This window comes from Luteibacter sp. SVR4-7G, from assembly GCF_056755555.1.
Map to the genome: position 1 here is coordinate 1 of NZ_JBPGXO010000071.1, position 11,502 is coordinate 11,502.

An 11,502-nucleotide genomic window follows, 5' to 3' on the forward strand; every position below is an offset into this window, starting at 1 on the left:
AGCCACCACCGTGCGCGTCGTCGCATAGGCGACGCCTTCGCTGGTGGGCGGGGTGGTATAGCCCTGGAACACCGCGATCAGTGAGACCACGATGCCGAAGGCGATGGACTTGAGCAGCACGCCGTCGACGATGTCCTTGCGGATGTCGACGGTGGCGGTCATGTTCGACCAGAAGGTGCCGTTGTCGATGCCCAGCCAGGTGACGCCGACCAGGTGGCCGCCGAACACGCCCATGGCACAGAACACGACGGCGAGCAGGGGCAGAGCCACCACGCCGGCGAGAAAGCGCGGCGCGGCCACGTAGGCGATCGGGTCCACGGCCATCATTTCCATGGCGTCGAGCTGGTCGGTGGCGCGCATCAGGCCGATCTCGGCGGTGACCGAGGTGCCCGCGCGGCCGGCGAACAGCAGTGCCGTGACGACCGGCCCGAGTTCGCGATAAATGGCGATGGCGACCACGGTGCCCGTGGCCGAGGTGCCGCCGAAGATCGAGAGCACGTCGTACAGCTGCAAGCCCAGCACCATGCCCACGAACAGGCCGCAGGTCATCACGATGGTGAGGCTCATGGCACCGACGAACCAGATCTGCCGGATCGTCTCGCGGCCGTGCCGGAAGCTGCGCGGGATGGCCGCCAGGATCGTCAGGAGGAACAGTCCGCACGCGCCGATCTGGGTCAGGCTGCGAACGACGATGTTGTCGTCCCTGCTGGTCATGCCTTGCCTCCGGGAAAGCCGAGCGCGGCGGCGTAATCGCCGGCGGGATACTGGAAGGGCACCGGGCCGTCCGCTTCGCCGCCGAAGAACTGCGCCGTCCACGGCGAACCGTCGCCGGCCAGCGTGGCGGGGTCGCCCTGCGCCACGACCTTGCCGTTGGCGATCAGGTACACGTGGTCCGCCACCTTCTGCACGGCCGCGAGCTCGTGCGCCACGAGCACGCTGGTGATGCCCAGCGTCTCGTTCAGCGTGCGGATGAGCAGCAGCACCTGGTTCAATGCGATGGGATCCAGGCCCACGAAAGGTTCGTCGTAGAGGATCAGCGCGGGATCGAAGACGATGGCACGGGCCAGCGCCACGCGCCGGGCCATGCCGCCGGAGAGCTCCGTGGGCATGAGCCGGGCCGCGCCCCGCAGCCCCACGGCCTGGAGCTTGTTCAGCACGATGTTGCGGATGAGTTCTTCCGGCAGCCTCGTGTGCTGGCGCAGCGGGAAGGCCACGTTCTCGAACACGTCGAAATCCGTGAGCAGCGCGGAATTCTGGAACAGGTAGCCGATCCGCTCGCGCAGTTCGAACAGACGCTCGCGCGACAGTTCCGGCACGTTGCGGCCGTCGACCTCGACGCTGCCCGCGTCGCCGCGCATCTGCCCGGTGATGTGCTTCAGCAGCGTGGTCTTGCCGGTGCCGCTGGGGCCCATGATGGCCGTGACCTTGCCGCGCGGGATGTCGAGGTCGAGCCTGTCGAAGATGGTCTTGCCGTTGAGGACCGTGGTGAGTCCGCGCACGCGGACGATGACGTCGTCGGTCATGGGGCGATCAGCTCCTCGATCAGCGATTCGTGGCGGCGGGCCGCCAGCGGCGCGCGTTGGCGCACCGCGCGGACGATGGCCCGGAGGTCGCCCAGGGCGTCCTCGAAGCGGTCGTTCACGATGATGTAGTCGAACTCGTGCGCGTGAGCGATCTCCTCGCGCGAGTTGAACAGGCGGCGCTCGATCACCTCGGGGCTGTCGGAGGCGCGGCCGCGCAGGCGGCGCTCCAGTTCCACCCTCGAGGGAGGCAGGATGAACACGCTCACGCAGTCCCGCTTCGCGCTGCGCACCTGGCGCGCGCCCTGCCAGTCGATCTCGAGGAGCACGTCGCGGCCCTGGCCGAGGGTGCCTTCGACCACCGTGCGCGAGGTGCCGTAGAGGTTGCCGTGCACTTCGGCGTGCTCCAGGAAGATGCCGTCGGCGATCTCGCGCTCGAAATCCGGCCGCTCCACGAAGAAATAGTGCCTGCCGTATTCCTCCCCCACCCGGGGCGGACGCGTGGTATGCGAGATGGACAGGGAGATCTCCGGCTCGCACTCCAGCAGCGCATTGACCAACGTGGACTTGCCCGCACCGGAGGGCGCAGCCACCACGAACAGGGTGCCTTCGGTCATCCGCGGGTAACTCGTTGGGGGTACATGGCTCGCTCCCGGTGGCACCGGCGCACCGAACGGGTCGGTATCGGCACGCATCCTGTTGTACAAAAGGGGATTGTACCGGGTTTCGGGGCCACGTCCTCCATCGCCCTCCTGCGCGCCCGGAATCGGTTACGCAAGCAACGATCATGTGCCATCAGTCATGCACGAAACCCCTTTAAAAAAGGGCTCAAAACGCAGTTCGATTACACGCGTTTAATGCGCCGCAGCGCATCTTCGGTCATGCGTCGGGGACGAAGCCCGGCGCGGGACCGGCCCACCGATCTATGCTCGCCCCTTGGGCTTTCCGCCGCGGGCGAGGACGCGAGACCCGGCTCGCCCATCCGCTTCCGCACGAGTTCGTGCACCGAGGCATGGCCATGTACGTCGCCCTTACCCTCAACGCCCTCAACTACTCTCCGCACAAGCTGGAGTTCGAAACCGTGCGTCACCTGGACGCCGTCCGCCGGCACAACTGGTCGCCGGGCTATTACGCGACCAGCGACGATGTCGCCCTGGGTCACACCCTGGACGAGATCGCCGCCGCCGAACTGGCACGGGCGGAGTCCTCCCCCAATCCGCGGCAGGCCTCCCCCGACGCGGACCTCGAAACGGCCTAGGGAGCGCCGGAGGCGCTTTCTGGCCGCTTGTAGACGACACCGCCCTTCATCACGAAGCTGACGTGGGCGAGCGTGCCGATGTCCTTCGTGGGATCGCCCGGGACGGCGATGATGTCGGCGTCGAGGCCGCTGCGCAGCTGGCCGATCCGGTCCTGCTGGCGCAGCACCTTCGCGTCGACGGCGGTGGCGGCCAGCAGGGCCTGGGCCGGCCGCATGCCGTCGCGCACCATCCATTCCAGCTCCTTGTAGTTGGTGCCGTGGGTGAATACGCCCACGTCGCTGCCGTTGCCGATCGTTACCCCTGCATCCAGGGCCGTCCGGAAGGCCTTGGCGGATTTCTGCATGTCCTCCGTGGGCGGCTGGCCGGGCTTCCATCCGCCGAAATATTCGGCATAGGCCGCGCTCGCTTCCAGCGTGGGCATGTACGCCACGCCATGCTTCTTCATCAGCGCGAAGACCTCCGGCGTGCCGTCATAGCCATGCTCGATGGTGTCGACACCGGCAAGCACCGAACGGCGCATGCCTTCGGCCGTACTCGAATGCACCGCCACCGGAAGGCCGAGCGAATGGGCCATGTCGACGCCTGCCTTCAGCTCTTCCTCGGTGAACGTGGGTACCGAGCCCTTGCTCTTGCCGCAGTGGTAATCGGCGTAGATCTTGATCCAGTCCGCCCCGTGCGCCGCCTGGTCGCGGACGGCGTCGATCATCTGCGCGGCGCCGCTGACGGGAATGCCGCCCTGCGGCAGGTCGATGTCCTCGCGGAAGCCGAGCGGGCCCGGGCCGTAGCAATGCGCGGCGATGGTCGCGCGCGTGGCGACGAAGAGGTGCGGCCCAGGGATGAGACCCTTGTCGATGGCGCGCTGCACGTCGACGTCCGCGTAGCCGGCGCCTTCGGTGCCGAGGTCGCGCAAGGCGGTGAACCCGCTCATGAGCGTGTCGCGTGCATGCTTCACGGCTTCCACGGTACGGAAGGCGAGCGTCTCCTTGAGCACCTGGTCGTTCCAGAGCGTTTCGTTGTAAGGGTGCAGGAAGACGTGCGAATGCGCGTCGATGAGGCCGGGCAAGAGCGTCGTGCCCGGCAGGTCGATGGTCTGCGTGCCGGATGGAGCGGCGACCTTCGCTGCGGGCCCGACATCGGCGATCTTTCCGCCCTGCACCAGGACGACCCAGCCCTCGTGCGTCTGTTCGTCGCGTGCGTCGAAGACACGGTCGGCCTTCAGTAGAACCGTGCCCGTGGGCGCCGGCGCGTCGACCGCGGCCGCCCCCATGGACAACAGCGACAAGGCAAACCATCGCCACAGCTTCGTGCGTCCGGCCATCGTGCTTCTCCCCTTGAAAAAAAATCTGACTGCGACCGTCTTGCAAATACTACGGAACGACAGGATCTTGCGAACGTCGCCGCACCCTCAGTCGCCCGGGTGGTATGTCCGCTCCGTATGCCCTTGCAGGTCTTCCGGCCAGAAGTACACCTTGCGCAGGTTTCCGGTCGTGTACCGCTCGGCTTCGTCGTTGAAATGCCTGGACGCCGGGTCGCCGCTTTCGCCGCCGGCGGTGATCGCGCGTGCACTTACCTTGTCGCCGAACTCGACCACGGCGACGAAGCTGTTGCCGCTGGTGCCGTAGTAGCGCTTCGTGCCGGGCCAGCGGTGGGCGCCGAACGAGGCGAGCGAGCCCCAGCGCGACGAAGTGAACGGCACGGGGATGCTCGGCTTCGTGTCGTCGAAGTGCTGCTTGATGGCGCCGTCCACGCGCTGGAAGCGGTTTACCTCGCCCCAGGGCACGCCCCAGCTGCCGAAGTCCTGCTCGAGGCGGTCGGCGGCTTCGGCGAGCGCGCCCAGGCGTGCCTTCGGCCCGGCCTTCTCCGCCATCACGTCGTAGACGGAGAGACCCTCGGCGGTGTCCAGCTTGCTCGCCTTGTCCCAGAGGATGTCGCCCCAGAACACCGCGAGCGAGGTCGGCATGGAAGCGATGCCCCAGCGGTAGTCCCACGTGCGCAGGAGCGCGATGGGCCCGGCGAGTTCCTGCTTCATCGGATCGCTTGCGGGCAGCGCATCGTAGTCCGCGATGAGGATCGGGAGCTGGCGCGCGAAGGCCGGCAGGTACGGATCGAAAGCGGCATCGATGAGCGAAGCGAGGGTGAAGCCCGTGCGGCCCGTGAGTACCCGTGTCGCGTGGAGGCCGCGCGGATTCTCTCCGACCGAATCCATGTAGCGTGGAAAGTCGGCCTGCTTCGGGCTGTCCGGACCTGCCGCCGAATACGGCCAGTCGTTCGTGTTGAAGATCCAGCCGGTGGCGGGATTGAAAAGATGCGGCGCCTTGTCGAGCGGCAGCAGCCCTTTCCAGTCGGTGTCGGGATCGCTGCCATCGACCGGCTTCGTATAGTCGAAGCGGTCGTCGCGCTTCGGAATGAACTGCGGGTGCAGGTACGCGATATTGCCCTTGTCGTCCGCATAGAGCGTGTTGTTCGATGAGTTCGCCTTGAGCTCCGCCACCTTCATATAGGCCGCGTAGTCGTTGGCCTTGGTGCGCAGCCAGCTCTGCTGCAAGGCTTCGAGCGGCTTGTTCATCAGCGCCTCCGCGATCCACTTGTCGCCGTCCGCGCGAACGATGGGACCGTGGTGCGTGGCATAGGTGGTGAACCTGCGCTCGGCGATCGACCCGTCGCCCGTGCGCACGGGCACGACGATCTCGCGGACGGTCACCGGCCGCAGCTCCTTGCCGTAGCGGTAGAACAGCTTGCCGTCCTTGCGTTCGATCGTCTCGGCGAACTCGTCCACGACGTCGGCGCCGGTCGAGGTATGCATCCAGCCGATGTGCTTGTTGAAGCCCTGGTAGATGAAGAACTGGCCCCAGGTCACGGCGCCGTAGGCATCGAGGCCTTCGTCGCTGGACATCTGCAGTTCGGAGCGGAAGAAGAAGGACGTATGCGGATTGATCAGGAGGAGCGCGTGACCATTCGTCGTGAGCTTCGGCGCGATGGCGATGCCGTTGGAACCGGTCGGCTCGGCCCAGCTGGACGGCGGCACGAACTGCGCGAGCGCGCCGTCCGGATCCTTGCCGTAGAACGCCTGCAAGCCGGAAGGCTTCACCCGCTCGATATCGCCGCCGATGCTGCCCTCGCTGAAGCTCAATGCCATCCACGGCTCGAAGTGCCTGATGACGCGCGGATGCACGCCGGGATGCGTCGCCAGGTAGTCATTGAGCCCGTCGGCCCAGGCATCCATCAGTCCTTTCAGCCACGCCGGCGAGCGCGCATACATCGACTTCAGCTGCGTCTCGTCGACGAACAGGCGCTGGCGCAGATCGGTCCACAGTGCGGATTCGCCCTCGGCCTGCGCCATCCAGCCCAGCGAGGTGAGGTAGTTGGTCTCGACACGGTTGAAGTCGTCTTCAGCCTGGGTGTACGCCATGCCGAAGACCGCATCGGCGTCGCGCTTGCCGTGCACGTGGGCAATGCCCCAGTCGTCGCGCACGACGGTGACCGCGGCGGCCTCTTTCTTCCAGCGCGCCGCATCGGTTGCCTCCGTGCCGGCGAATACGGCGGGGCTGGCCAGGACGATGGCGACGAACAGGGCATGCCGGCGACGGATCATCAAGATAGTTGCCATGGAAGGGATCACCGATGCTAGCCCTTTCCCGGCGCATCCGGTCAAGTGCCGGACGTCTCTACTTAGCCGTTCCGGAAAACTCGATCACCGCGCCCTCGGCGGGACGCAGTCCCGCCTTCGTCGCGGGCTCGCTGCCTTCCCGCGACCACGGCAGGCCCTTGCCGAAATCCCCGAGCGAGGCGTATCGCCCCACGACGTTCGCGTCGCGCAGCAGGTAGGGCACGCCGTCGCCGGACATCGGGCCGGCTCCCGTGCTCACGTGCAGGTGCAGATGCGGCCCCGTGGAGTTTCCCGTGTACCCGAGCGAACCGATGACCTGGCCGGCGGTGACGTGATCGCCGCGACGGACCCGGACGCTGCCGGGCTTGAGGTGCTCGTAGTGCGCGTACAACCCGTCGCCCAGCGCGAGCGAGACGAAATTCCCGCTCGCCTCGAGTCCGGGATATTTGCGGTTTTCCAGCACCGGGCTTTCCGCCATGCCGTCGTGTACCTCGACGACGGTGCCCGACGCGACGGCGAGCACGTCCTGGCCGTAGCCGTACCAACTCGCCACCTTCATTTCGTCGCCCTGGTAAAGCCCACCCTTTTCGCCGACGAGCATCCAGTCGATCGCGAAGCGTTGCGGTATGCCCGACGAGCCGTCTCCGCTGGAGATGACCCGGCGATGGCCGCGTGGCGCGGCGACCGTGTAGACGGCGACCCAGGGCCCCGTTCGTACCGGCGGCGCGAGTACGGGAAGCGGCTGCGTGACCAGGGGACTGCGGCCGACCGCCTGGCATTGCGGTGCCGCCTTCGTATCGCTGGGCGCCCGAAAACAGACGACGTGCGCGATCGCCTCCGGCGGAGGACCGGAACGAAGGGGCACCTCCAGGTAAACGATCCGCGTGTCTCCCGGCTGCAGGACCGACGACGAAGCCTGGGTGCCGGGCGAAGCGATGCGATCCGCCAGGTCCTTTCCTTCCCAGCGCACGAGTGCTTCGCGCGGCTGCGCCGCATCGATCGCGTCCAGCCGCAGCACTTCCATGGGCGCGCTGCCGGGGTTGGCCAGGTGCAACTCATAGACCAGCCACGTCTTGCCCGCCATGGGAAATGGCCAGGGTGGCGACGCGACCGTCGCCTGCACATGTTCGCCGCCGATGTGGGCCACTTGTTGCGGGACCGCGGCTTTGACGGTTTCCATGGCACCGGCGGCCTGCCCGGCCGTCGCACATGCGAGCCACAGCGACAGCGATGCGACGATCGTATTTTTCATGGGCAATGGCCCTGCTCAGGTGCACCGCGGAAGAAGATAGCGTCTATCAGCCGGCATGGTCATATGTACCTGCCGATCAGCTCGTGCAACCGGCGACAGGCATCGGGAATCTGCGCCTGTTTCGCCGTGGCGATGCCGAGGAGCAGCCCACGGCCCGGACGGCTGCGCCCGTCGAACCACCGCGATAGCGGCTCCGGCGCCATTCCCAGCTGGCGCGCCTCGCTGGCGATGATGCTATCCGGCGCGCTGTCGGGCAGGCGCAGAACGGCGCTCAGGCCGCCGATGCGTACGTCGTAACCGCGGCCTTCCAGTGTCGTCCTCAGCAACTCGCCGCGTTCGGCATAGATGCGCTTCATGCGCCGCAGGTGCCGCATGTAGTGGCCTTCGCGCATGAACTCCGCGATGGCCTGCTGCACGGCCGGGCCTGGTGCCGAGCCGAGGCACATCACGATCTCGTTGAACCGCTCCACGAGCGACGGCGGGACGACGGCGAAGCCCAGGCGCAGCGACGGGCTCACCGTCTTGCTGAAGGATCCGATATGGACCACCCGGCCGAAGCCGTCCAGCGAAGCGAGCGCCGGTGCCGCACGCCGCTTGAGCTGGAGTTCGCCGAGGTAATCGTCCTCGATGATCCAGGCGCCCGTGCGCTCGGCCCACTCGATCAGTTCCACTCTCCTGCGCAAGGACAAGGTCGGACCCAGGGGCGCCTGCTGGCCGGGCGTCACGAGGACGACCGCGGCGTCGGGGGCGTTCGCGATGCCGTGGTCCACGTCCATGCCCTCCTCGTCCACCGGTATGGGGACCGTGGCCAGACCGGCCAGTTCGAGCGCGCGGCGGCTTTGGAAGAATCCGGGATCCTCCATCCATGCCTTACGGCCTTCGACCCCGAGCAGCTTCAGCACATAGCCGAGCGCACCCGTGAACCCGGCGGTGATGAAGACCTGTGACGGCCGGCAGTCGAGGCCGCGCGCCAGGGCGAGATGCGCGGCGATCTCCCGTTTCAACACCGGCTCGCCGCGCGGATCCGGATAAACCGCCAACGCGGCGACCTCGGCACGGGCGGCCTGGGCGCGCAACCGGGAAAGCAGCCCGACGGGAAGCTGGTCCGATGCCGGCACGCCCATCTGGAACATGGACGGCGGCGCGAAGAGATGCGCGTACTGCGGGGGAGCGGGGTCGGCCTCCCCTGTGCGAGCCACGGCACCGGCCCGCATCGGATGATCGGCGACCCGCGTGCCGCCCGAACCTGCCGACACCACCACCTGTTCGTCCGCCAGACGCTCGTAGGCCGACTTCACCGTGCCGCGCGCCACTCCGAGCTGCGCCGCCAGGGTCAGCCACGAGGGCAACCGCGCCCCGGGCGCCAGCGCACCGCTCTCGATCGCGGCAAGAACGCCAAGACGGATCTGCTCGGCGAGCGTAGTGCTGGCCGCACGGTCGAGCTTGATGTCCAGTAACGGCGTCATGCCGTCATGGTACATCCAGTGCGAGCGTTCCTGGTTCTTTCCGGTGCACCAGGGCCGGCGCAAGATGCCCTATCCCCACGGAGTCAGCCCATGAAAGCGAACCGCTTCCTCACCACCCTGACAGCTGTTGCCGCGATGTCCCTCGCCGCCGTCGCCGGCGCCCACGACGCGGGCGACAGCGTCAAACCCAATTTCTCCCACGCCATCCCCAACATTCCCGGCAAGACGCTCACCGCCGTGGAAGTGACGTATCCGCCGGGCGGCGCCAGCCATCCGCATACCCATGCGAAGTCGGCCTTCATCTACGCGTACGTCGTATCGGGCGCGATCGAGAGCAAGGTCGACGATGGCCCGGCACGGGTCTACAGGGCTGGCGAGTCATTCTTCGAAGCCCCCGGCCAGCACCACGGCGTGAGCCGCAATGCGAGCAAGACGGAGCCGGCGAAGCTGCTCGCCGTGTTCGTGGTCGACAGCAATGAGACCACGCTGACGACGCCGGACAAGTGAGACGAGCCGCATGAATCGTTCGATCTTCCAACTGGGCGTCGTGATCCCGGGCAGCCGCATCGCACGCGAAGCGGCCGAGCTGCTGCGCGATACCGGACACAACCTGCTGTTCCAGCACTCCCACCGCGTGTACCTGTGGGCGGCGCTGCTCGGGAAGCGCGAAGGCCTGGCTTATGACCCGGAGCTGCTCTATACCGCCGCCATGTTCCACGACCTCGGACTGACGGAGCATTACCACCGGAGCCAGCTGCGTTTCGAAGTGGACGGCGCCAATGCGGCGCGCGACTTCCTGCGCAGCCATGGCATCGACGAGGCCGACGCACAGAAGACGTGGGCGGCCATCGCCCTGCACACCACGCCGGGCATTCCCGAGTTCCTGCACCCGGAAGCTACGCTACTCCACGTCGGTGCCGGCATGGACGTGGCCGGCCGTCATTACACGCGGTTCACCGACGAGGAACTCGAAGCCGTCACGAACGCGTACCCGCGCGAGGAAACCTTCAAGAGCGACATCATCGATACCTTCTACGAAGGCATGAAGCATCGCCCCGCGAGTACGTTCGGCACGTTCAACGACGACTTCCTGGCGTGCAGGGACCCGCACTTCCAGCGCGTGGACATCTGCAGCGTCATCGCCGCGTCGCCCTGGGCGCACTGAGCCTCAGCCGGCGGGGTGTGCCAGGGCGTAGCCGATCGCCGCACGCACCGCCGCCACCTGTGCATCGTTGCACTGTTGCGGCGTGGCGCGCGGGCTGTCCGGGTAGACCTCGGTGGTGGTCGTATAACGCGCATTGGTGATACCGGCGCACAGGCCGAGCTTCTTCAATGCATACTCGATGACACCCGGCGCCACCACCGGCGAGCCGATGATCTCGCCCCGGGCGTCGGCCGGGGCGATGTGAGTCACTTTCGCCACCGCTTCGATCACTGCCTGCTGGAAGTCCGGCTGCGGGTTTTCCGTGTCGTCGACGAGGTAGAAACCGTCGGGGATCTCGCCCGGCTCGAAGGTCTTGCCATCGCGTGCGGCCAACGCGGGACGGAATTCCGATTCGTCGGAATCGGTCGTCTCGTGCAGGTCGATGTGCATGAGTATCCGGCCGCGCAGCGGCGCCAGCAGGTTCACCAGCGCCGCGGCTTCGCCGGACGCGCTTCCTTCGCGGAAATTCCGGTTGGGATCGATCGCGTCGGGGTTCCAGCGGTGGATGCGCTCATAGGCCCACGGGCTCACGCACGGCACGACCAGCAGGTTGGCGCGACCGGCGTAGTCGCCGCCATGATCGCGCAGGAACTGCAGCGCACCGTGCACGCCGCTGGTTTCGTAACCGTGCACGCCACCGGTCACCAGCATCACCGGGAGGCCGTCGTCCCAGCCGCGGGTGCGCACCGCCAGTAAGGGGTAGTGTTCGCCGTCGTATTGGAGCGCACCGTATTCGGAGACGTCGAAGCGCTCGCGCAGCGGCTCGATCGCACTCAGGACGTCCTCGCGGAAGTCGCGCCGCTTCACCTGGCGCGACCGCCATTCGGCGATCTCGGCGGCACCCCAGGGTCTCCCGGGAGTACCGATGGCATACGACGACTGCTGGTTCACGATCGCGTTCCGTTTTTTGGATGGGAGCCGCATTTTAGCCATGCTCAAGGCCCGACAACCGCCCTTGTAGGAGCGCGCCTTGCGCGCGACCGCCTTTCGCGTCGGTTGGCTCGCTTACGCGTGCCCGTGTCTTAAGCGGCTTCGCCGCAGGGCCGTTGCCCCTGGCTCGGCTTTCGCCATCGCGTTTTGCCTTGGCGTGGCGGCGGGTCGCCGGCCCCTGCCACTATCTCGCTAAGTCCTCGTCCGGCCTACGCCTCCCTGCGGAATCGCTCCAAAAACGGCAGCCACCGGCTCCTCCCAACA

General features: G+C 67.1%; 11 protein-coding genes. 3 read left to right on the top strand and 8 right to left on the bottom strand.

All coding sequences use genetic code 11. The features are described from left to right. The 3 genes from mlaE to gmk form a co-directional block, all read right to left on the bottom strand. A partial coding sequence (gene mlaE / locus ACR9ZH_RS17835; protein WP_481292105.1) for a lipid asymmetry maintenance ABC transporter permease subunit MlaE occupies positions 1-714 on the bottom strand: 714 nt, incomplete at its 3' end. Then, positions 711-1,523, bottom strand: a complete 813-nt coding sequence (locus ACR9ZH_RS17840) for an ABC transporter ATP-binding protein (protein ID WP_481292106.1) — start codon at positions 1,521-1,523, stop codon at positions 711-713. The genes ACR9ZH_RS17840 and mlaE, both read right to left, overlap by 4 nt. Further along, entirely contained in the window at positions 1,520-2,137 is a 618-nt protein-coding gene (gmk, locus tag ACR9ZH_RS17845; protein ID WP_481292107.1) for a guanylate kinase, read from the bottom strand. Before gmk ends, ACR9ZH_RS17840 begins: the two co-directional genes overlap by 4 nt. A gap of 401 nt (positions 2,138-2,538) precedes the next feature. Here gmk and ACR9ZH_RS17850 point away from each other — a divergent pair, with 401 nt between their 5' ends. Further along, positions 2,539-2,778, top strand: a complete 240-nt coding sequence (locus ACR9ZH_RS17850; protein WP_481292108.1) for a hypothetical protein — start codon at positions 2,539-2,541, stop codon at positions 2,776-2,778. On the opposite strand, the gene ACR9ZH_RS17855 is transcribed toward ACR9ZH_RS17850, so the two are convergent. The 4 genes from ACR9ZH_RS17855 to pdxR form a co-directional block, all read right to left on the bottom strand. After that, entirely contained in the window at positions 2,775-4,097 is a 1,323-nt protein-coding gene (locus tag ACR9ZH_RS17855; RefSeq protein WP_481292109.1) for an amidohydrolase family protein, read from the bottom strand. The two genes, ACR9ZH_RS17850 and ACR9ZH_RS17855, sit on opposite strands and share 4 nt — an antisense overlap. 87 nt (positions 4,098-4,184) lie before the next feature. Further along, positions 4,185-6,386 carry a penicillin acylase family protein gene (locus ACR9ZH_RS17860; RefSeq protein ID WP_481292110.1) on the bottom strand — a complete coding sequence of 734 codons (2,202 nt, stop codon included), beginning with the start codon at positions 6,384-6,386 and terminating at the stop codon, positions 4,185-4,187. Positions 6,387-6,444: 58 nt separating this feature from the next. Continuing rightward, positions 6,445-7,638, bottom strand: coding sequence for a M23 family metallopeptidase (locus tag ACR9ZH_RS17865; RefSeq protein ID WP_481292111.1), 1,194 nt, complete (start codon positions 7,636-7,638; stop codon positions 6,445-6,447). A gap of 59 nt (positions 7,639-7,697) precedes the next feature. Then, positions 7,698-9,167 carry a MocR-like pyridoxine biosynthesis transcription factor PdxR gene (gene pdxR, locus ACR9ZH_RS17870; RefSeq protein ID WP_481292112.1) on the bottom strand — a complete coding sequence of 490 codons (1,470 nt, stop codon included), beginning with the start codon at positions 9,165-9,167 and terminating at the stop codon, positions 7,698-7,700. A 27-nt stretch (positions 9,168-9,194) separates the two neighbouring features. On the opposite strand from pdxR, the gene ACR9ZH_RS17875 reads away from it, so the two are divergent. Next, on the top strand, positions 9,195-9,611 hold the full coding sequence (locus ACR9ZH_RS17875) for a cupin domain-containing protein (protein WP_481292113.1): 417 nt from the start codon (positions 9,195-9,197) through the stop codon (positions 9,609-9,611). Between the two features lie 10 nt (positions 9,612-9,621). Further along, a complete protein-coding gene (locus ACR9ZH_RS17880) occupies positions 9,622-10,269 on the top strand; it encodes an HD domain-containing protein (RefSeq protein WP_481292114.1) in 648 nt (215 codons plus the stop codon). Between the two features lie 3 nt (positions 10,270-10,272). Here the strand turns inward: ACR9ZH_RS17880 and ACR9ZH_RS17885 are convergent, their stop codons facing one another. Further along, a complete protein-coding gene (locus tag ACR9ZH_RS17885; protein ID WP_481292115.1) occupies positions 10,273-11,199 on the bottom strand; it encodes a M14 family metallopeptidase in 927 nt (308 codons plus the stop codon). Positions 11,200-11,502 lie beyond the last annotated feature (303 nt).

Coding starts and splice junctions, on each gene's coding strand:
- ACR9ZH_RS17840 (WP_481292106.1), bottom strand. CDS start 1,523: ATGACCGACGACGTCATCGTCCGCGTGCGCGGACTCACCACGGTCCTC.
- gmk (WP_481292107.1), bottom strand. CDS start 2,137: ATGACCGAAGGCACCCTGTTCGTGGTGGCTGCGCCCTCCGGTGCGGGC.
- ACR9ZH_RS17850 (WP_481292108.1), top strand. CDS start 2,539: ATGTACGTCGCCCTTACCCTCAACGCCCTCAACTACTCTCCGCACAAG.
- ACR9ZH_RS17855 (WP_481292109.1), bottom strand. CDS start 4,097: ATGGCCGGACGCACGAAGCTGTGGCGATGGTTTGCCTTGTCGCTGTTG.
- ACR9ZH_RS17860 (WP_481292110.1), bottom strand. CDS start 6,386: ATGGCAACTATCTTGATGATCCGTCGCCGGCATGCCCTGTTCGTCGCC.
- ACR9ZH_RS17865 (WP_481292111.1), bottom strand. CDS start 7,638: ATGAAAAATACGATCGTCGCATCGCTGTCGCTGTGGCTCGCATGTGCG.
- ACR9ZH_RS17875 (WP_481292113.1), top strand. CDS start 9,195: ATGAAAGCGAACCGCTTCCTCACCACCCTGACAGCTGTTGCCGCGATG.
- ACR9ZH_RS17880 (WP_481292114.1), top strand. CDS start 9,622: ATGAATCGTTCGATCTTCCAACTGGGCGTCGTGATCCCGGGCAGCCGC.